21 protein-coding genes are annotated in these 19,638 nt (G+C 46.0%); 15 read left to right on the top strand and 6 right to left on the bottom strand.

Translation table 11 applies throughout. The features are described 5' to 3' along the window. Positions 1–126: 126 nt before the first annotated feature. The 4 genes from CHH60_RS11195 (at position 127) to CHH60_RS11180 (ending at position 5,276) form a co-directional block, all read left to right on the top strand. A complete protein-coding gene (locus CHH60_RS11195; protein ID WP_095359268.1) occupies positions 127–993 on the top strand; it encodes an EAL domain-containing protein in 867 nt (288 codons plus the stop codon). 200 nt (positions 994–1,193) lie between these two features. Next, positions 1,194–1,997 carry a GGDEF domain-containing protein gene (locus CHH60_RS11190; protein ID WP_255247895.1) on the top strand — a complete coding sequence of 268 codons (804 nt, stop codon included), beginning with the start codon at positions 1,194–1,196 and terminating at the stop codon, positions 1,995–1,997. 114 nt (positions 1,998–2,111) lie between these two features. After that, on the top strand, positions 2,112–4,085 hold the full coding sequence (locus tag CHH60_RS11185; protein WP_095359266.1) for an AraC family transcriptional regulator: 1,974 nt from the start codon (positions 2,112–2,114) through the stop codon (positions 4,083–4,085). Positions 4,086–4,238: 153 nt separating this feature from the next. Beyond that, positions 4,239–5,276, top strand: a complete 1,038-nt coding sequence (locus CHH60_RS11180) for an NAD(P)/FAD-dependent oxidoreductase (protein WP_095290455.1) — start codon at positions 4,239–4,241, stop codon at positions 5,274–5,276. A gap of 88 nt (positions 5,277–5,364) precedes the next feature. Here the strand turns inward: CHH60_RS11180 and CHH60_RS11175 are convergent, their stop codons facing one another. After that, a complete protein-coding gene (locus tag CHH60_RS11175; protein ID WP_176476032.1) occupies positions 5,365–6,138 on the bottom strand; it encodes a FlxA-like family protein in 774 nt (257 codons plus the stop codon). Positions 6,139–6,339: 201 nt separating this feature from the next. On the opposite strand from CHH60_RS11175, the gene CHH60_RS11170 reads away from it, so the two are divergent. Both CHH60_RS11170 and CHH60_RS11165 read left to right on the top strand, forming a co-directional pair. Beyond that, the gene (locus CHH60_RS11170) at positions 6,340–6,978 is read left to right on the top strand and encodes a hypothetical protein (RefSeq protein WP_255247894.1); all 639 of its coding nucleotides are present in this window, start codon (positions 6,340–6,342) and stop codon (positions 6,976–6,978) included. 534 nt (positions 6,979–7,512) lie between these two features. Further along, positions 7,513–7,989, top strand: coding sequence for a hypothetical protein (locus tag CHH60_RS11165; RefSeq protein WP_095290460.1), 477 nt, complete (start codon positions 7,513–7,515; stop codon positions 7,987–7,989). A 179-nt stretch (positions 7,990–8,168) separates the two neighbouring features. Here the strand turns inward: CHH60_RS11165 and CHH60_RS11160 are convergent, their stop codons facing one another. Next, on the bottom strand, positions 8,169–8,762 hold the full coding sequence (locus CHH60_RS11160) for a thymidine kinase (RefSeq protein WP_095359263.1): 594 nt from the start codon (positions 8,760–8,762) through the stop codon (positions 8,169–8,171). 178 nt (positions 8,763–8,940) lie between these two features. Between CHH60_RS11160 and CHH60_RS11155 the strand changes: the two genes are divergently transcribed. Then, entirely contained in the window at positions 8,941–9,153 is a 213-nt protein-coding gene (locus CHH60_RS11155; RefSeq protein ID WP_095290465.1) for a hypothetical protein, read from the top strand. Positions 9,154–9,161: 8 nt separating this feature from the next. On the opposite strand, the gene CHH60_RS11150 is transcribed toward CHH60_RS11155, so the two are convergent. Then, positions 9,162–9,509, bottom strand: a complete 348-nt coding sequence (locus tag CHH60_RS11150) for a potassium channel family protein (protein WP_095359262.1) — start codon at positions 9,507–9,509, stop codon at positions 9,162–9,164. Positions 9,510–9,663: 154 nt separating this feature from the next. Further along, on the bottom strand, positions 9,664–9,981 hold the full coding sequence (locus CHH60_RS11145; RefSeq protein ID WP_095290469.1) for a DUF2627 domain-containing protein: 318 nt from the start codon (positions 9,979–9,981) through the stop codon (positions 9,664–9,666). Between the two features lie 226 nt (positions 9,982–10,207). On the opposite strand from CHH60_RS11145, the gene lpdA reads away from it, so the two are divergent. The 5 genes from lpdA (at position 10,208) to lipB (ending at position 16,086) form a co-directional block, all read left to right on the top strand. Further along, entirely contained in the window at positions 10,208–11,632 is a 1,425-nt protein-coding gene (gene lpdA, locus CHH60_RS11140) for a dihydrolipoyl dehydrogenase (protein WP_095359261.1), read from the top strand. Between the two features lie 140 nt (positions 11,633–11,772). Further along, entirely contained in the window at positions 11,773–12,801 is a 1,029-nt protein-coding gene (locus CHH60_RS11135; protein ID WP_095290473.1) for a thiamine pyrophosphate-dependent dehydrogenase E1 component subunit alpha, read from the top strand. Between the two features lie 2 nt (positions 12,802–12,803). After that, positions 12,804–13,790, top strand: a complete 987-nt coding sequence (locus tag CHH60_RS11130) for an alpha-ketoacid dehydrogenase subunit beta (protein WP_095290475.1) — start codon at positions 12,804–12,806, stop codon at positions 13,788–13,790. Between the two features lie 70 nt (positions 13,791–13,860). Next, a complete protein-coding gene (locus tag CHH60_RS11125) occupies positions 13,861–15,261 on the top strand; it encodes a dihydrolipoamide acetyltransferase family protein (protein ID WP_095359260.1) in 1,401 nt (466 codons plus the stop codon). Positions 15,262–15,378: 117 nt separating this feature from the next. Further along, on the top strand, positions 15,379–16,086 hold the full coding sequence (gene lipB, locus CHH60_RS11120) for a lipoyl(octanoyl) transferase LipB (RefSeq protein WP_095359259.1): 708 nt from the start codon (positions 15,379–15,381) through the stop codon (positions 16,084–16,086). Between the two features lie 25 nt (positions 16,087–16,111). Here the strand turns inward: lipB and prli42 are convergent, their stop codons facing one another. Next, the gene (prli42, locus tag CHH60_RS11115; protein WP_095290480.1) at positions 16,112–16,213 is read right to left on the bottom strand and encodes a stressosome-associated protein Prli42; all 102 of its coding nucleotides are present in this window, start codon (positions 16,211–16,213) and stop codon (positions 16,112–16,114) included. 85 nt (positions 16,214–16,298) lie between these two features. On the opposite strand from prli42, the gene CHH60_RS11110 reads away from it, so the two are divergent. Next, complete coding sequence (locus CHH60_RS11110; RefSeq protein WP_095359258.1) at positions 16,299–17,432, top strand: M20/M25/M40 family metallo-hydrolase; 1,134 nt, start codon at positions 16,299–16,301, stop codon at positions 17,430–17,432. A gap of 126 nt (positions 17,433–17,558) precedes the next feature. Here the strand turns inward: CHH60_RS11110 and CHH60_RS11105 are convergent, their stop codons facing one another. Next, positions 17,559–17,693: a Z-ring formation inhibitor MciZ gene (locus CHH60_RS11105; protein ID WP_095290484.1), complete on the bottom strand. Its 135-nt coding sequence runs from the start codon at positions 17,691–17,693 to the stop codon at positions 17,559–17,561. 122 nt (positions 17,694–17,815) lie between these two features. On the opposite strand from CHH60_RS11105, the gene CHH60_RS11100 reads away from it, so the two are divergent. Together CHH60_RS11100 and CHH60_RS11095 are read left to right on the top strand one after the other, a co-directional pair. After that, positions 17,816–18,400 (top strand): NUDIX hydrolase, encoded by a 585-nt coding sequence (locus CHH60_RS11100; RefSeq protein ID WP_095359257.1) that lies wholly within the window; start codon positions 17,816–17,818, stop codon positions 18,398–18,400. Beyond that, positions 18,400–19,617, top strand: a complete 1,218-nt coding sequence (locus CHH60_RS11095; protein ID WP_441339390.1) for an endonuclease Q family protein — start codon at positions 18,400–18,402, stop codon at positions 19,615–19,617. Before CHH60_RS11100 ends, CHH60_RS11095 begins: the two co-directional genes overlap by 1 nt. The last annotated feature ends 21 nt before the right edge of the window (positions 19,618–19,638 follow it).

Raw genomic sequence — 19,638 nt, 5'->3', positions numbered from 1 at the left:
TGCGTATTTATTCTTTGGATCGAATAGATTCACATTTTACCTACAGTTTACGCTTTTTGAGTTGGAAAATGGTACGATGTGACCACTGACAAAGCTCAATCATAGGTATAAAGGATGGAAGTTATAATGAAAAGCATAGATTCACCAAATACATACAAACATGATTTGTATTATCTTATCAGGTATTTTCATAAATCCTTTCGAAAATCACTTCTGCATTACAAGCAGTTCTCTGGATTACAGCAAATCATCCGTCATAAAATGCTTACTACGTATTTTCAACCGATTATAAATTTACAGGACGGAAATAGTTTAGGTTACGAAATCCTCAACCGTCCGCCAGTATCCCCACTTTTCCCCAATACGGAATCTTTTTATGAGTTTATCGGTGACACGGATCAAGTTTTTGCCTTTGAACGGTTTTGCCGTGAGATTTCGATTGAACGATTTAAATCATCACTGATAAAAGAACAGTATCCGAAGAATACCGTGATCTTTCTAAATATCCATCCTCAGGTTTTAGCTGACTCCACTTACCGTAACGGCGAAACGATTACGCTTCTGAATAGCTACGGTTTATCACCTGAACAAGTTGTTTTTGAATTAACCGAAAAGCAGGCTGTTCACGATTATGTGGAGTTTGAACGAATACTTTCCAACTACCGATCACAAGGTTTTAGAATTGCCATTGATGATGCGGGCTCTGGATACAGCAGTCTTAAGGCCATTGTCAGTTTGAAACCTGATTTTATTAAATTGGACAGGGCACTAATTAATCATGTGGATACACGGTCGGATCAGCAGAACATTGTACGCATTCTGAAACAGTATGCGGCTGACTCCGATACACACATCATAGCTGAAGGAATCGAGCGTGAAGAAGAAATCCATTTTCTTCAAAGTGCAGGTATCGAGTATGGGCAGGGATATGCCATTGGAAGACCTGATGTTGAACTAAAATGTCCTCTACTAGCTACTTCTAAGATCGTTTAGTAACGGAGAGAAATTGCTTACCATAAAGTTGACCATGAACATAGGGGGAGAATGATATTTTTACGCAAATAGGTGAAATAGCAGAGACCATTCCTGTCGTGACAGCTGGGACAAAGTGCGATATCGTCTATCATATTTTTAAATCAAATCCCAATCTGGAAGGTTTGGCTGTTGTTGGGGAAGACACGGTGTCACTAATGATGCGAGCTCGTTTCTTTCAACAAATTGGTACGCAATACGGTTATAATTTGTATATGGGTCGGCCGGTTGAACTAGTGGTCAATGTTCGTGCGCTGGTTGTGGACTATTCGGAATTGATTACCGATGTAAGTGTTCAAGCGATGAATCGTGCAGAAGAAGAATTATATGACCTTGTGCTGATTACTTCAGAAAACCGTTTGGTTGGAGCTGTAAGCATTCGACGTTTACTTCTTGCGGTAGCAGACGTTCGGGCCGAAATGGCCATTTTTATGAACCCGTTAACAGGGCTTCCAGGCAACCGAATCATTGATGATCGGCTTCATCAAACTCTCCAATTGGGACAGTTCAGTGTCCTATATATCGATTTGGATTATTTTAAATCCTATAACGATAGCTATGGGTTCAAAATGGGAGATCAGCTTATTCAGGCAACGGCAAATCTTTTGCGTCATTATTTTGTTTTTCCTGAATCCTTTCTTGGACATATTGGTGGTGATGATTTTATTGCAATACTAAACCACCATGACTTCAGGCAGGTAAGTGAAGAGGTCATCGCTGGATTCGAGAAGATCAAGAGAACGTTTTACAATCAGGAAGATTTGGATAACCAATTTGTTTTGGGAGAAGGTCGTTCAGGAATTCATCGACCAATTCCACTGGTCTCGGTCTCCATAGCCGTAGTTACTAATGCCAGTCAGGAGTATGAAGGCATCGATCAGATTGTTAAAGAAGCCACCCGAATTAAGAAAGTGTGCAAATCCATCGCAGGCAGCGTTATATACGGGAATGAGGACGCTCTCTGAGTAGAAAGTATGCCTTTTAAATCCATGTTATTATTGATAATGAAAATTATTATCATTTATAATAGAGAAATTAGATAGAAGTTTTAGTTGGAAGATAAGATTGGGGAGAGATGCATGCAATCAAATGAACAGATACAACTATGGAATCAGGCGGCGGTCAAGATTCTGGACGTTCGCCGGGTTGTTCTGGAAGCAGGAGAGCGAATTCAAGCTTATTACCTCCCGGCGAACAGTTTTATGTACGCATTGAGGGGAAAAGCTTTCGTTGAAATGGATGGACAACAGTATGAGACGAAGCCATTTAATTTGCTGCATGGTAGTAAAGGGTCGAGACTTGATATCGAAGCTAGGGATGAATTCGAGTATGTAATGCTGTTTTACAGGGCATTTCAAGCCTTCCCGAAACCAAGGTACGCATGGCGTTTGGAACAGAAATCAGTTACACCATTCTCGCTTCAGTATGCATTTATGCCGGACAGTCCTCTTGTATTGCTGCGTTATTTAAATGATATGGAGAAGGCCTGGATTCAAGCAAATCATCTGGATCATCTACTGGTGAAAAGCCTGTTTTATCAATTTGTGCACGAACTTATGTTTCAACTGGCAGAGCAGGAAATACATACAATTCGTCCAGATCCCGTAAAACAGGTGCTTCGATACATACACACCCAGTATAGGGAACACATGACCCTTGATACGCTGGCAGAACAATTCAATTACAGCTCTCGTCATCTGTCCATGCAGTTTAAACGGAAGACAAGCTATAGCCCAATCGACTATTTAATCCAGATTCGCCTGAATGAAGCCCAAAAATTGCTGCGGTATTCGAACATCACGTTGAGAGAAATTGCGGCTGAGGTCGGTTACTCCGATGTATATTATTTTAGTCGCCTATTCAAAAAACATGTAGGAATGCCGCCAATTCGTTATCAGCAAAAAGTAAGGGAACATGAAGTAATAGAGGATCGTCCATTACATGTCTCTGAATTATCCATTGGCAATAGACGGAAGCAAAGATATATTGATTATGATAATCATTATCAATATATTGACGGAGGGTCTACACCAATGAAAAAAAGAAAAGCTAGCTCCAGCATGTTATTTATTGCCATATTAAGTTTGACCATGTTGTTGTCTGCATGCGGTGCAGGATCAACGCCAACGCTGACAGCCAGCGAAGGAACAGGAAACACTTCGAATAGTACAACCGTCTCCACCTCGACAGATGCTGGTGCACAGACGAATAATGGTAGCGAAACACGTACAATTTCAACCGTTAAAGGCGATGTCGTAGTACCCGCCGATCCCAAACGGGTTGTTGTGCTTTACCTCCAGGGAGATGTGGTTGCACTTGGTGTGAAACCAGTGGGTACCTCGGAAGTGTTCGATGGAGCCGCATACAAAAGTGAACTTGAAGGGGTAAATTCACTCGGCACTTGGTTTGAACCAAACCCTGAGGCAGTGATTGATTTGAATCCGGATCTGATCATCGTCCCTTCTGAAGATACCTATACCTTGTTAAAAGATGTTGCTCCTACCGTGTATGTTCCATACGAAAAAATGTCAACGGAGGAAAGACTGCAATATATCGCAGGTATTTTTGGAAAAGAGAAGGAAGCTGAGACTTTACTTAATAATCTGAATAGTAAGGTAGATGAGGGCAAGAAGAAACTAGCGGATGCAGGCATTCTGGATAAAACGGTTTCCATCATTGAAGGCGGCCTCAAAGGCATGGCAGTTGTGGAAAGCAAGCAATTTGGCCGTGGCTCTCAGATTATTTACGAATACCTAGGTATGAAAGCACCTGACATTGTTCAACAGAAGATTGATGTGTCTACCAAAGCATCTGGATCTACGGTATCTATGGAAGTTCTCCCCGAATACGTGGGGGATTACGTATTTCGTTCCGTATATGACGGGGCAGACAACCTGATGGATAATCCGGTATGGAACAGCATTCCAGCTGTGAAAGAAGGTCGTCTGATCGAGATCGATTTTAATTTCTTCTATTATTCCGATGTGTACTCGTTGGACAAGCAGCTTGATTTTGTGGTCGAACATCTATTGAGTACGGTCAAAGCCGAATAGACTTTTGAAAATGTAAAAGATATCTTTAAAAATTGTTTTATTTTTATCCATTGTATTTTGATAAGATTCCCATTAAACTAGGGATTAAGTGATAATGAGAATCGATATCAAATACTCGATGTTATGGATCGAATTAACGGAGGTAACCTTAATATGGATCAGCAGTTGGAACTATATGATGTAACCATTATCGGCGGAGGTCCTGCCGGGATGTACTCTGCCTTTTATAGCGGTATGCGGGATATGAAAACGAAATTGATTGAAGCACGGGACAGACTCGGTGGACGCATGCTCTTTTATCCGGAGAAGATGATCTGGGATGTGGGTGGTGTAACACCGATTTTATGCGCGAATCTAATTAAGCAGCTTGAAGAACAGGCGAGAACGTTTGAACCTACGATTGTGTTTGAACAACAAATTGAAGGGTTTGAACGTCAGCCGGACGGTACGATTATTCTGACGGCTGCTACTGGTGAGAAGCACTGGACTCGGACAGTTATTATGGCAATCGGTTATGGAATATACAAAATGGCGAAGCTGGAACTTGAGGGAGCTGACCGTTACGAGGTAACGAATCTGCACTACACGGTGCAGGAATTGGAACCTTTTCGGGGCAAACGTGTCCTCATCTCTGGGGGAGGCGATTCTGCAGTAGACTGGGCCAACGAGCTTGAAGCTCTGGCAGAACAAGTCACGGTTGTACATCGACGCGATCACTTCGGCGGACTGGAGCGAAATGTCATTCGTATGAGAGAATCCTCGGTGGATGTTCGTACACCCTATGCAGTGAATACGCTGCACAGTGTTAGTGGCGAAGTCATTGAACAAGTGACGATTTCCCACGTGGAAACAGGTGAAAGCGAACTGCTGGAAGTCGACGCAATTATCGTTAATCACGGCATGAAGAGTGACTTTGGCCCCATTCGGGACTGGGGATTGGATCTTGGAGAGTGGCATGTAACCACAACAGAGAAGCTTCAAACCAATATTCCGGGTGTATTCGCGGCAGGCGACTTTGTGGATTATGGCAGCAAGCTATATCTTATTGCAGGAACTTTCACGGATGCTGCCCTAGCGGTCAACAGTGCAAAACTATACATGGATCCTGAGGCAGAAAAAGTTGCCTATGTATCTTCTCATAACAGCCGATTCAAAGAGAAGAACAAAGCTCTCGGTGTTGTAGAAGAATAAATACCAAATTAAAAAACCATAACCTTAATTACCTTGACTAAATACCAGGTATTAGGGTTGTGGTTTATTTTTGTGTGCTCTAAATTTATTAAGCTAAAATGTCAATCGATGTATTTGTGTTTATCATTGTCGGAGAATTCGAATGTTGAATGTTGTCCATAACCTCGTTGTTACCCGAAAGTATATCGTCTTTATTGTCCTTTTCCGCTTTAACTTCTTCTGTAGAAGCTTTCTCAGCAGTCGGTTCATTCTGTGGAGCTGTATCGTTTATATCTTTGAGTAATTCCCCAATTTTCTTATCCGTACTTCTAATGTGGGATTTAACTTCCTGAACCATTTCTCGCTTCATTTGAAAAACGGTATGCTCTGCATTTTCAAGCATTACTGATTTTCCGTTATCTGCATGAGGGTTACTATCTAATAAGGTACGATCAAAACGAACGCCGCCCTCTAGCGTGTTGATTGAACCTTGCATTTTCTCACGGGATCCAACCAGCTTCCCCAATTGATCGTATGTATTGCTATTCTTGATTACAGAACCGAGTGAGACCGTATCTTCAGGTTGAGAATCAGAACTTTTGGGCTTTTCATTCTCTTTTTGTCGTGTCTTTTCCTGAATCTCTTCTGCTTTAATCTGAGCAATTTGAGCGTCGATTTCCTGGATACTGGAGGTCAAGGTTTGAATGCGCTGCATTTTCGTTTTTGTATCCAGTTTTTCATCGGATCTCACGGTCTGCATTTCTTCGCTCAGTCTCGCCTTTTGTTTCATTAGGTCCTGAATAATCTTGTCTGTTTTGGTAGTTGTATTACCGCTGCTCTGATTGGATCCGGTGCTTCTGTTCGTTGATGAAACGGATAACATAAGGGATTCCTCCTGGGTGTGATAGTTGCATGATTTTTTTATCATACTTATTATAATATCGGAATTTTGGGTTATTCTGTTAAGGGACACTGAAACATGCAGTAGCTAAAATTGTATGGCAGTTTGATCAGTTCCGAAGTGAAAACTATAATATGAAAATAGACGAATAAATCTGACAGAGTGGAGAATACGGGGTGGGGTATGTCTAAAATGTTTCGGAGTTTCATTTCCTCTGTCCTCAGGGTTACCAAAGGAAAGAAACGAATCAAATACGCAGCCATTTATCTTGCAGTTGCCGGTGCTTTGCATCGATTACTGGTGGAGAGTAGGCGTGAGCGATCCGCAGCCAGAAGGCTGCAGCAGGATCTTCCTGTCGCAGAACTGGGGCAAATGAAGCTGGAACCGGGAGATATCGTTTACACGCCAAGTTCGGAATCAACCTATTATGCAGGTCACATGGGGATTATTGGGCTGGACGGCAAAGTGTATCATGTTCATCCTTATGGGCCCGTGTTCGCCGATTCCCTGGAATGGTATCTTACCCGATTTTATGAGGGAGATCGTTTCATTGTATTTCGTTCACGTTTAAACCAGGCTGGGCAGCGTGCGGCTGAGTGGGTACATGAACACTACAAGCAGGTTAAGTTTTATCGATTGCAAACCAATCTGCGAAGCATTGAACGAAATTATTGCTCCAAATTTGTATATCAGGCCTATCAATTTACCTCAGGGCTGGATCTGTGGAGCAGAAGGTTTACCCGGTTCAATCAAGGGTACATCTATCCGTTCCGAATTGAGCGTTCACCTGCGCTGGAAGTATTGGGTACCTTTTATAAATAAAGATTCAATACTGACATGGCTGTCCTTGACCTTCATAGGGAGGATAGCTTTTGTCGGTTTTTTTGATATGTGTACCGATTAAAGACAGGAAAAGGCTCTAAAACGTCGAATAGATTATGAGATAGACGTGCACAACTGGGAATTGTATACATAATACCGGCAAGTTCAATATGACCGGAGAACGACGAAGAATGGCTGCAATCTAGTCTAGAGAAAGAGTGAGAGTGAAATGAAATGGCTGGGCTTCTTACGCGGATTCAGACGAAAACAAAACGTAGTGAAGCTATCGGACTACACCCCTAAAAAAGAAAGGAGGTACTATTGCTCCATATGCAAGAAAAAAGTTGAATCAGTCGTTCATTACGCAGCGCCTCAGGGAAATGTTACAGGTGTATGCAGTTCCTGTAAGCTGTTGGCGGATGAACGTGGAATGTACCCCATTTAATAGGAAGAATCTTGCTCAGGAAATAACATTGCTTTGATTTATGAGCATTTTTGTAGTACATTAGCAAATGTATTCGAAGGAGGATTCTAATGTACTCAGGTAGACAAGACGATACTTTATACATCATGACCTACACCTTAAACAGCGGTATCAAGGGTACGGTTCCACTGTCTAATAAGCAGATTGTTGAGTGGCTGGATTGCTACAGAAATGAGAAGCGCTTCGTGACCGAGATTGGGAAAGAGTTCTTTGGATTGAATGCAGGCCTCGTGGCAGATTTCAAAGTTCAAAATCATTTATCCGATTATCAACAGACCATCATGCCCACACAGCAGCAGGATAATCTGGAACGCTTGTCCAGTGCATATAAATCAACCGAGCTATTGATGAAAATTGATTGCAAATGCGGTACGGCATATGTAACGGAATCTCCATATAAGCGAACCAAATGGTATTGTACGAAGTGTAAAGAGATTGTATTTCTGGACGCCAAAAAAGGAATGGTAGAAACGTCCCGCGGTGACGCTTACTACATGACCAACAAATATTTTGTTTCCCGCGACTAGTGGGAGACTACGAATGAGAGCATCGCTTTGAAGCGGTGCTTTTTTGTAATGAATGTTGAACCGGGTATAGCGAATGCAGTGGATAAGCAAAAAAAGCCCTTGAGGGCTTTTTAAGAACAGGCAGATTTGACTCAGAGTTCTGCTTCAGAGGACCTGCCGAATATATAATAAAAGCTGAACTAGCATTCTACTTTGTGAGGAGGAATGAAACAGCAGCGGCAGCGTGGTTCGTAGGCTTCCGAATCGCCAATCATGACAACCGGACCAAGAGTGACTGGCTCTCCGTTCACAATACGTTGAGTGAAGGCAGCATCAGGGCTTCCGCAAACCGCACAGAATGCGGAGAGTTTCTCAATGTCATCTGCCATGGCGAGCAGACCCCCAATATATCCGAATTCCTTGCCTCGATAATCCATATTAAGACCATCTACAATCACGTGTTTGCCGCAATAGGCAAGCTCGGAGACCAGGTCCATAATGGCACTGCTGAAAAATTGCACTTCATCAAAAGCAATCACATCAGCATCTTTGGTCTGAGCAAGAATCATCTCCACGGATTCCGGAGTTAATTGCCGGGGGATGGAATGGGCAGGAAGACGATATCCGATTCGGCTGACAATCTCGTCCTGGGCAAACCGATCATCTTCGGCTGGTTTGTAAGCAACGACCTTTTTACGGCCAAATTGAATCAATTTCTGACAACGGCGAATGAGTTCACCGGATTTTTCACTGAACATCGGTCCAGTAATTACGGTAATACGTCCTGTTTGCACGGTGCTGCTACTCCTCTCACATACGGATTCAACAAAAAAAGCGACCATTACAGAGTACCACAAAATCTCCGTTCAGAGCTAGAACTAATCCAAGCTGCTTTGTGTTACTATATGGATTATTACACTGTTGGTAACGGCAGTTGTGAAGCAGTAGTATTGGAAAAGAGGTGTTATACAAGTGAATGAAGCGATAAATGAAATGCAGCAGCGGTATGAGGAATTAAAGGGACAGGCTGTCCTTCATGAAGGCGCGGAGGCGCTAATTGCCGATCTGTTTGCGGAAATAGAGCGGCTGCAGGCCAGCAATTTAACCCTGCGCAGAACCATTCTGAAGTCTTCTTCCAAAGAATCCCGCATGTCAACAAAGCTGAGGGATGCATTATACGAATAACCCGGAGATTACTCCGGGTTCTCTTCTGTCTGTAATTTGCGAGGAAATAGAATACCTGCTGTAATTCTGGCAATCATGGCAAAGGTAAGGCCAATGCCGGCATACATGTAGATCACGGTAAATGCTTTGCTGAATCCGGTGGTAGGCACAAATTCAGGATGCCCCACCGTCGTCAGAGTCACGGCACAGAAATAAAGCGCATCGATCCAGTGCAGCCCTTCCACACGGGTATAGAACAAGGTTCCTGACAGCAGTGTTGCTGCAGTCAAGATAAAAAGTGCGAGAAACTTGGGGTCCTTGAACGCGTGGAAAATGCCCTTGAGCAATCTTTGCAGCGTCATGAGAAACGATATCATGTTAAATCATCCTGTCTTTTTTTGATGTCGATGTTTCGCATAAATTCTTTGAGTCACGTACGGAATGATGCAGAGATATCCATGTGAATAAATAAGCATTATACCTGATCTTGATTGAATGATAAAGCTAGGGAGAACAGCAAAAAGCCCGGACTTATGAAAGCTTGCCGGGTGTCTCTGCCTGTTCGGTTGTGTTTTTGGAACGGAAACGGGGACCTACATAATTGCGTTTACGGTCACGGAACAAAATCCATCCTCCCAAGAAACTCATGCCTGCAGCAAACAGGAGAAGCCCGCCTCCAAAGGAAAGCCACTGGAAACCAGGTGAGATCTGATCATTCCCGTGCTCAGCATAATATAGGAAAAGGGCGTCTTTCATCATCAAAAAACCTTTCATGGCCATTAATCCGGGAATAACCAAGACCAAAATCGCCAAAAACCGTGCAAAGACCAGTCGAGTATTCATCACCATTTAACCCCTTCTGCCAAATGTCGACGTAAAATAAAGGTTGCGCTTACAGGTCATGCCTGATTCCATCATAGCTTGGTTTGTGCACGCTGTCCATGTGTTGGGACAAACTTTGAGTTGACTGCCCAAGGGGAGTACAATGGAATATAGTAAAGTTCTGCAAAAGGCTTTTTATCATCATCATCGTTCCATTCATAACTAATCATATTGATAGAGGAGAACATAAAAGATGCCAATTACATGTGATGTTGCCATTCTCGGAGGAGGGACCGGAGGTTACGTTGCCGCAATTCGTGCTGCCCAGTTGGGTAAACAGGTCGTCATTATTGAGAAGGACAAGCTTGGGGGTACCTGCTTGCATCGCGGGTGCATTCCTAGCAAGTCGCTATTGAGAAGTGCGGAAGTGTACGCTGAGATTCAAGAGAGCGAATCGTACGGAATCGAAACAACTGGAGCAACGCTGGTATTTCCCAAGGTACAGGCGCGCAAGGATGCCATTGTGGAGCAGCTGCATCAAGGGGTTCAATATTTGATGAAAAAAAATAAGATCCAGGTCGTATACGCCAAAGGCCGTGTAATCGGACCGTCCATTTTCTCACCTCAGAGCGGAGCGGTAGCTGTGGAGTTTGAAGATGGGGAGATGGATACGGTTGTGCCAACCAATCTCATCATTGCTACCGGGTCACGTCCTCGCGTACTTCCGGGCCTGGAGCCGGATGGCCGGTATATCATGAGCAGTGACGAAGCTCTGCGGATGGATGAATTGCCAACATCACTCATCATCGTGGGTGGTGGCGTGATTGGGCTGGAATGGGCATCCATGCTGAATGACTTCGGGGTGGACATTACGGTTGTCGAGGCTGCCGATCATGTATTACCCGCGGAAGACGAAGACGTGGCAAGGGAGATGCAGCGGTTGCTTGGCAAACGCGGAGTACGCTTCCTAACAAAGGCTAAAATCATGCCAGAATCATATGAGGCTGGTCAAGAAGGCGTTCGAATTGATGTTCAGATGAATAACGATCAGCAGGAGACGCTCAGTGCGGACAAAATGCTGATATCAGTCGGACGGCAGGCTAATGTTGAAAATATTGGGCTCGAAAACACCGATATCAAACTGGACCGCGGATTCATCGCGGTAAACAAACATCTACAGACTGGTGAAGGACATATCTATGCCATCGGGGATTGCATTGGTGGATTACAGCTTGCACACGCTGCGAGTCATGAAGGCATTCTGGCCGTAAATCACCTGGCAGGTGAATCGGTTCATGCCGTCGAATCCCACCGTATTCCCCGGTGTGTGTACACTCGTCCTGAAGCAGCAAGCATTGGTTTCACGGAGCGTGAAGCGAAAGAGCGCGGTTTCGATGTCAAAACCGGCAAGTTTCCGTTTCAGGCGATTGGCAAATCGCTCGTTCATGGAAACCGGGACGGTTTTGTGAAGGTAATCGCCGATGCCAAGACGAATGATATATTGGGTGTACATATGATTGGTACCCATGTAACGGAACTGATTGCTGAGGCTTCGCTGGCACAAATGCTGGATGCGACGCCATGGGAAGTGGGACAGACGATCCATCCACATCCTTCATTGTCCGAAATTATGGGCGAAGCCATGCTGGCCGTGGACGGAAAAGCCATTGGAATGTAGGTCTGGACAGACTTATGAGAAAGGTTCTTTCCTTTTTTGGGCAAAAGGGATTATAATAAGGTTAAGCCAAGTCTTAGTACCAGGTTATAAGATCGGGTTGTAAGACGGGCACAGGCTCTGATTAAAAGGAGGTACCTCATATGAGTTCACAAGGTACTGCAGATGCGGTCCACCGGCATGAACAGCTGGGACTTAGCGATGGAGAAGTATTGGACATGTACAAATACATGCTGCTTGCACGCAAGTTCGATGAACGTTGCCTGCTCTTGCAGCGGGCCGGCAAAATTAACTTTCACGTATCCGGTGTAGGTCAGGAAGCTGCGCAAGTGGGTGCTGCTTTTGGATTGGACCGGGATCACGATTATTACTTACCTTATTACCGCGATTACGGCTTCGTATTGGCGGTAGGCATGACGCCTCGCGAGCTGATGCTCTCTGCATTTGCCAAGGCGGAAGATCCGAATAGCGGCGGCCGTCAGATGCCGGGCCATTTTGGTCATAAAAAGCTGCGAATTGTTACGGGCTCAAGCCCGGTTACTACGCAAGTACCGCATGCCGTAGGTTTTGCACTGGCAGCAAAAATGCAGAAAAAAGAATTTGTTTCTTTTGTTACGTTTGGTGAAGGCTCAAGCAACCAGGGAGACTTCCACGAAGGAGCTAACTTCGCTGGAGTTCACAAGCTGCCTGTTATTATTATGTGTGAGAATAACCAGTACGCCATCTCGGTTCCGGTCCATAAGCAGCTTAGCGGCAAGATATCGGATCGCGCACTGGGGTACGGCTTCCCTGGACTACGGGTTGACGGCAATGATGCGCTGGAAGTATATGCTGCTGTCAAAGAAGCGCGCCGCCGTGCAATTGCCGGTGAAGGCCCTACCCTGATTGAAGCCATGATGTACCGTTTGTCTCCTCACTCCACTTCCGACAATGATCTGGCTTACCGGACCAAGGAAGAGGTTGACGAGAATTGGAAGAAGGATGGCGTTCTTCGGATGAAAAATTATTTGATTGATTGCGGCATCTGGGACGAAGCCCGGGATGCGGATCTGGCTTCCCAGCTCGCGCTGGAAATGAAAGAAGCGACTGAATATGCAGACAACGCGCCATATCCGAAACCTGAGGACACTCTGACGCACGTTTACGCGGACAGCGAAGAAGGGGGACGGTAATCATGGCGGTTATGGAATATATTGATGCGATCCGTCTTGCGATGAAAGAAGAGATGGAGCGAGACGAGAATGTTTTTGTACTGGGTGAAGACGTCGGTGTCAAAGGCGGCGTCTTTACCACAACCAAAGGCTTGCAAGAGCAATTCGGCGAGATGCGTGTGATGGATACACCTTTGTCCGAATCGGCCATTGCAGGGGTAGCCATTGGGGCGGCTATGTATGGCATGAAGCCAATAGCGGAGATGCAATATTCAGACTTTATGCTGCCGGCAACCAATCAGATCATTAGTGAAGCGGCCAAAATCCGCTATCGTTCCAACAATGACTGGAGCTGTCCGATTGTTATCCGTGCGCCGATTGGCGGAGGGATCTTTGGAGGATTGTATCATTCACAATGTCCCGAATCTATTTTCTTTGGTACACCTGGTTTGAAAATCATTGCTCCTTACTCGGCATATGACGCCAAAGGTTTGCTCAAAGCTGCCGTCCGTGACCCGGATCCGGTACTGTTCTTCGAAAATAAGAAGTGTTACAAGCTGATTAAAGAAGACGTACCAGAGGATGATTACATCGTTCCGATCGGCAAAGCAAATGTGCTTCGTGAAGGTGCGGATATCACAGTTATCGGGTACAGCCAGCCGCTGCATTTTGTAATGCAGGCTGCGGAAGAACTGGAGCGTGAAGAAGGGATTACTTCCCACGTTCTGGATCTGCGTACACTGCAGCCGCTTGACCGTGAAGCGATCATTGCTTCCGCTCGTCAGACAGGCAAGGTGCTTATTGTTCACGAGGACAACAAAACAGGTGGTGTTGGTGCCGAAGTTGCGGCTATTATCAGCGAAGAGTGCCTGTTCGATCTGGATGCACCGATTCAGCGTCTTTGCGGACCGGACGTACCGGCAATGCCAATCAGCCCAACACTGGAGAAATTCTACATGCTTAGCAAGGATAAAGCGAAGGAAGCCATGCGCACCCTTGCAGAGTATTAATTCGTTGATCATAAGTTTCGACAATCTATTCGAAAAAAGGTTAAAAGCTAAGTTTGGAGTGATATAAAAAATGGCTGAACGTATGAAATGGATCGAGGTCATTATGCCGCAGCTGGCAGAATCGCTGGTCTCGGCTACCATTGGGAAATGGTTAAAAAAACCGGGTGACCGGGTTGAACAATACGAGCCAATCTGTGAAGTAATCACCGATAAGGTCAATGCAGAGATTCCATCGACAGTTGATGGAATCATGGGTGACCTTCTGGTGGAAGAAGGTACGACGATTGCTGTTGGCGAAGCCATCTGCCGTATGCAGGTAGCAGCTGCGGATGATGAACAAGTGGCAGAGCAAGTGACACAAGTATCCCAGCAGAACAATGCACAGCAAGGATCAGTGACTCCAGTAGGTCATGATCCCAATCAGCCTATGCGTAATCGCTACTCTCCTGCGGTACAGTCACTTGCAGCAGAGCATGGTCTCAACTTGCAGGCTATTCAAGGCACAGGAGCAGGCGGACGCATCACACGCAAGGACGTGCTTGCTGTTATCGCTCAAGGAGGCCAAACAGGTATACCAGCACATCCTTCCTCTGCAGTTAGTCCATCTGCTTCACCGTTTAGCGGTTTGAACAAAAGCGGTGCAGAAACGGGAATCTCTGCAAGAGAAGCGGTTTCTGCGCCCGATGCTGGCGTTCCCGTGAGACATTCCGGGATTCATTTGACGGAATCTCCGAAAATTCCGCAGATTGAAGTAGAAGGTGGCGGCCAGGGAAGATCGGAATATTTTATCGATGTTACTCCTGTGCGTAATGCCATTGCCCGGAACATGCGTCAAAGCGTATCGGAGATTCCTCACGCATGGACCATGATCGAAGTGGATGTTACCAACCTGGTCATGCTGCGCAATAAGCTCAAGGATGAGTTCAAGCGTAAAGAAGGCATTAATCTGACGTACCTCTCCTTCATGATGAAGGGTGTTGTAAATGCAATTAAGGATTACCCGATCATGAACTCGGTTTGGGCTGTCGACAAAATTATCGTTAAACGGGATATAAACTTGTCCATGGCGGTAGGTACGGAAGACTCTGTACTGACACCGGTGATCAAGCATGCGGATCAGCGTAATATCGCAGGTCTGGCCCGGGAAATCGATGATTTGGCACGCAAAACCCGTGAAGGTACCCTGAAGCTGGATCATATGCAAGGTGGTACGTTTACGGTCAATAATACCGGTTCGTTTGGTTCAATTCTTTCGCAACCGATTATTAACTATCCACAAGCGGCTATTCTCACGTTTGAGTCGATCGTGAAGAAGCCTGTAGTCATTAATGACATGATTGCCGTTCGTTCGATGGCCAACCTGTGTCTGTCTCTGGATCATCGGATTCTGGATGGCGTCATCTGCGGCCGATTTTTGCAGCGGGTCAAAGAAAACCTTGAAGGTTATAATATGGAAACAAAGGTGTATTAATGAAATAGAGTTGTCAAGGGAAAGTGTATGTGCCAAAGGCCGTGCACTTTTCCCGCTGTCTGCGGTTAAACGATCAAATATGGTTTGGACAATGAAGCGGAAGGGTGTGGGGAAATCATGAACAAGCCGCTGGATGTGACATACATACCGATGCTTGATTATGAACAGGCTTGGAACCGCCAAAAAGCAATTGTACAGCAGCTGGACGAAGGTGGAGGAATCGAGCAGATGCTTCTGCTGCAGCATCCTCCCACGTATACCATCGGATCTCAGAATCATCCGGAGCATCTGCTTCTCAGCAAGGAGGAGCTCGAGGCAAAGGGGATTACCTTGTTTCAAATTGATCGGGGCGGTGATATTACATATCATGGTCCAGGCCAGCTTGTTGGTTATCCGCTGCTCGTCCTCGGCCGTGATGAAGCTCTTGATTTACATGGGTATTTGCGCAATCTGGAGCAGGTCATCATTGATTACCTGGCAGATGAGGGTATTGAGGCAGGCCGGAAAGAGGCATACACCGGAGTATGGATCGGAGATATGAAGATCGCTGCCATCGGGGTAAAGTTCAACCGTTGTAAACATCGGCGAGGATTCGTGACGAGTCATGGTTTTGCTTTTAATATTACTTCAGGTATTCAGGATGAAGGATTTCAGGGGATTATCCCTTGTGGCATAGAGCAGTACGGCGTGACCTCTCTAGAGGACATCACCGGCAGAACCTACACCGTGGAGCAAGTTGCCCAGCAGATAGTCCCCTATTTCGGACGTGTTTTTCCATATGAGATGACTTGGAGAGACGAAAAAGAAGCCGTTGTCCGTCTCTAGTTCAGACAGTCAAGGGCTTCAGATTCTATCCAAATAGTAGAGGTTCAAGAGCAATGAAAAGGGTAGACCCGATCATAGCAATCAGCATGAGATAGATCACGATTTTGAACCATTTCTTTTTTTGCATGAAGAGAGAACTCCTTTCAACAAATGAAAAATAAACAAGCATATTAATTGTATTGTACCGTATCCATGAGAGGGAGGAAAGTCCTATGATTAAACAGGAACGTGTCATACATCAGTTTATGGAACTGGTGCAGATCGACAGTGAAACGAAGAATGAACATAACATCTCCAACGTATTGAAGGAACAGTTTACCCAGCTGGGTCTCAGCATATATGAGGACGACACCATGGAGAAAACCGGGCATGGAGCAGGTAACCTTATTGTTACCTTGGAAGCGGATGGTGCACCGGAGGCAGCGCCGATCTTTTTTACCTGCCACATGGATACTGTAACTCCTGGCCAGGGAATTAAACCCGAGCTCGGGGAAGATGGTTGGATTCGCAGCGATGGCACAACGATCCTCGGAGCAGATGACAAGGCAGGCATTGCTGCCCTGCTTGAAGCGATTCGGGCGATCCAGGAGAACAAGGTTCCACACGGAAAAATTCAGTTCGTCATTACCGTTGGCGAAGAATCCGGTCTGGTCGGTGCACGTGCGATGGATCCAAAAGATATTGATGCTGAATTTGGTTATGCACTTGATTCCAATGGTGCAGTGGGAACGATTTGTGTTGCTGCCCCGGCGAGAGCCGAGATTCAGATGAACATTTATGGGAAATCGGCACATGCAGGTGTGAACCCCGAAGACGGCATCAGTGCAATCCAAGTTGCGGCGAAGGCCATTGCAGCAATGACACTGGGACGGATTGATGATGAGACTACGGCCAACATTGGCAAGTTTCAGGGCGGATCTGCACTGAACGTTGTGTGTGATTTTGTACAGATTGAAGCGGAAGCACGCAGTATCGTGCAGGAAAAAGTGGAAAAGCAAATTGCTCAGATGCGTGAAGCTCTGGAAACAACCTGCCGCAAATACGGTGCCACAGCCGAATTCCGCAGCGAGATTTTGTATCCTGCCTTCGGGTTCCACGATGAGCATGAGGTTGTGCAGCTTGCGCAGCGTGCGATTCGCGGTCTGGGTCTGGAAACAAGTACTTTTGCTTCGGGTGGTGGCAGTGATGCCAACATCTTCAATGGCTTCAACATTCCGACCGTCAATCTGGCGGTAGGTTATGAGGATATTCATACGACGAAAGAGCGCATTCGTGCGGATGATATCGTTAAACTGTCCCAGGTTGTCGTAGCCATCATTCAGGAGACAGCTTCTGGCAGCAAGTAATCATATAGAGGTGTTTACTTGTAAGTAAGCACCTTTCTACGTAAAAGTCCGAAACCGGTTAGCATCGGATTCGGACTTTTTGCGAATTCATGTTATATTTCATGGGAGAAAGAAAGTAAACAAGGATTACTTTCGTCCCGCAATCAGTTCACTTAGTTTGGCATCAGGACCCCATTCACGCAGCCATTGCTTGAGTATAAGCTGTACTTGCCTTGCTTGTCCGACCACATGTACCGATTGAGATGTCACATAACTGTTCATTGGATATCCCCCTGATATTTGGTTTATTTTTCTCGAAAGGCTATAGGCTCACGATATGCCAAAAAACGGGGGATTATACGTATTGTGAATATAAAATCTTGTAAAAGTGGAGTTGATCATATATGAATCCTACCAACCAAACGGGCTCTAACCACCCGTCTAATCCCAAGCTCGATGAAGTAACGGTCTCGACGAAGCCAATCTTCGAAGGGAAAGTCATTTCTCTTCAGGTCGATACGGTCAAGCTGCCTAATGGACAGACAGCTTCACGTGAGATTATCCGTCACCCCGGTGCGGTAGCTGTACTTGCCTTGAACGGGGATCGCATGCTGGTGGTTGATCAGTATCGTCAGGCGATGGGGCGTACCGAGGTGGAAATCCCTGCAGGCAAACTTGATCCGGGAGAAGAGCCGGAGGTTGCGGCCGCTCGTGAATTACGGGAAGAAACCGGCTATGCAGCCAAGTCGCTGCGTCATCTGCGTTCATTCTATACATCACCAGGTTTCGCAGACGAGATCATTCACTTGTACATTGCCGAGGAGCTCGAAGCCGGAGACATGGCACTGGATGAAGATGAATTTCTAGAAGTATCTGAAATCACGCTTGAGGAAGCGTATCAGCTTATGGATCAGAACCGGATCAGTGATGCCAAAACGATGATGGCTGTGTATGCATGGGATCTGTACAGAACGACAGGGCGGTTTTAATGATGGCAGATCAGCAGACAACGTCTAACACGTGGGATTCCTGTTACGCAGACCTGCATATCCACATTGGGCGTACGTCCCGCGGTGAAGCTGTTAAAATCAGTGGCAGCCGGGATCTGACCTTCGAGAATATTGCTCGTGAAGCGTCAGAGCGCAAGGGGATTCATCTGCTCGGCGTCATAGACTGCCATTCACCAGTGGTACAGATGGATATCGAGCAGCTGCTTGAGAATGGCACGATGTCCGAACTGAAGGATGGAGGCATTGCCTACCAGGACACCACGATTCTGCTCGGTACCGAAATCGAGCTGCGCGAACCGGAGATGCGGGAATATCACATGCTGGCCTACTTTCGTGATTTGACAACGATGAAGTCATTCACGGAGTGGATGCAGCGTTATATGAAAAATGTGAATCTCAGTTCACAACGGGTATATGTCTCATCCCTCGAAATGCAGGCCGAGATAAAAGCCCGAGGCGGACTCATCGTGCCCGCACATGTCTTTACACCTCACAAAGGCATCTATGGCAGCACGGCTCCGCGTATGGCTGATGTGCTGGATACAAGCCTGATTGATGCCGTGGAGCTGGGATTAAGCTCAGACTCATCCATGGCCAGCTACATTCAGGAGCTTGACCAGCTCCCTTTTCTAACCAATTCGGATGCACACTCCCTTGGTAAAATCGGACGCGAGTATAATGAGCTGCAGATTTCCCATCCTTCATTTGACGAATTCAGCATGGCACTGAAGGGTGAGGCAGGAAGAAATATTAAGGCCAATTACGGCTTGAACCCAAGGCTTGGCAAATACCACCGTACGTATTGCGCAGCCTGTGGCAGTATTATGAATGAACAAGCGATGTCAGCGGAACGCTGCCCCTATTGCGGCAGTACGAAGCTGGTGCAGGGTGTTCTGGATCGTATACTGGCTATAGCAGATCGGGAGAGCCCTAACGTTCCAGAATTCAGGCCACCATACCACTATCAGGTACCGCTTGAGTTTATTCCAGGACTGGGCAAGGCAAAGCTGCGTCAGCTTCTGGAACACTTTGGTACCGAAATGAATGTACTTCATCGCACAAGTGAAGACGAGCTTGCGAGTGTTGTGGGACCCGTTCTGGCCAGTCTTATCGTTGCTGCTCGAAATGGTCGACTGGAGTTGTCATCCGGAGGCGGGGGAACCTATGGCAAGGTCTCTGGTAAAGAAACGGACTAAGACAGGCAGAAGGGAAGTATA

The organism is Paenibacillus sp. 7523-1 (assembly GCF_002276415.1).
Taxonomy (GTDB): Bacteria; Bacillota; Bacilli; order Paenibacillales; family Paenibacillaceae; genus Paenibacillus; species Paenibacillus illinoisensis_A.
The sequence above is the reverse complement of the archived record's forward strand: the minus strand, read 5'-3'. Positions and strand labels throughout refer to the sequence as shown.

Bases quoted from the DNA above. Each gene is read 5' to 3' on its own strand.
- CHH60_RS11095 (WP_441339390.1), top strand. From the start codon at position 18,400: ATGATGGCAGATCAGCAGACAACGTCTAACACGTGGGATTCCTGTTAC.
- CHH60_RS11195 (WP_095359268.1), top strand. From the start codon at position 127: ATGAAAAGCATAGATTCACCAAATACATACAAACATGATTTGTATTAT.
- lipB (WP_095359259.1), top strand. From the start codon at position 15,379: ATGAACAAGCCGCTGGATGTGACATACATACCGATGCTTGATTATGAA.
- CHH60_RS11135 (WP_095290473.1), top strand. From the start codon at position 11,773: ATGAGTTCACAAGGTACTGCAGATGCGGTCCACCGGCATGAACAGCTG.
- CHH60_RS11100 (WP_095359257.1), top strand. From the start codon at position 17,816: ATGAATCCTACCAACCAAACGGGCTCTAACCACCCGTCTAATCCCAAG.
- CHH60_RS11130 (WP_095290475.1), top strand. From the start codon at position 12,804: ATGGCGGTTATGGAATATATTGATGCGATCCGTCTTGCGATGAAAGAA.
- CHH60_RS11105 (WP_095290484.1), bottom strand. From the start codon at position 17,693: ATGAACAGTTATGTGACATCTCAATCGGTACATGTGGTCGGACAAGCA.
- CHH60_RS11175 (WP_176476032.1), bottom strand. From the start codon at position 6,138: ATGTTATCCGTTTCATCAACGAACAGAAGCACCGGATCCAATCAGAGC.
- prli42 (WP_095290480.1), bottom strand. From the start codon at position 16,213: ATGCAAAAAAAGAAATGGTTCAAAATCGTGATCTATCTCATGCTGATT.
- CHH60_RS11170 (WP_255247894.1), top strand. From the start codon at position 6,340: ATGTCTAAAATGTTTCGGAGTTTCATTTCCTCTGTCCTCAGGGTTACC.
- lpdA (WP_095359261.1), top strand. From the start codon at position 10,208: ATGCCAATTACATGTGATGTTGCCATTCTCGGAGGAGGGACCGGAGGT.
- CHH60_RS11180 (WP_095290455.1), top strand. From the start codon at position 4,239: ATGGATCAGCAGTTGGAACTATATGATGTAACCATTATCGGCGGAGGT.
- CHH60_RS11190 (WP_255247895.1), top strand. From the start codon at position 1,194: ATGCGAGCTCGTTTCTTTCAACAAATTGGTACGCAATACGGTTATAAT.
- CHH60_RS11145 (WP_095290469.1), bottom strand. From the start codon at position 9,981: ATGGTGATGAATACTCGACTGGTCTTTGCACGGTTTTTGGCGATTTTG.
- CHH60_RS11150 (WP_095359262.1), bottom strand. From the start codon at position 9,509: ATGATATCGTTTCTCATGACGCTGCAAAGATTGCTCAAGGGCATTTTC.
- CHH60_RS11165 (WP_095290460.1), top strand. From the start codon at position 7,513: ATGTACTCAGGTAGACAAGACGATACTTTATACATCATGACCTACACC.
- CHH60_RS11125 (WP_095359260.1), top strand. From the start codon at position 13,861: ATGGCTGAACGTATGAAATGGATCGAGGTCATTATGCCGCAGCTGGCA.
- CHH60_RS11185 (WP_095359266.1), top strand. From the start codon at position 2,112: ATGCAATCAAATGAACAGATACAACTATGGAATCAGGCGGCGGTCAAG.
- CHH60_RS11110 (WP_095359258.1), top strand. From the start codon at position 16,299: ATGATTAAACAGGAACGTGTCATACATCAGTTTATGGAACTGGTGCAG.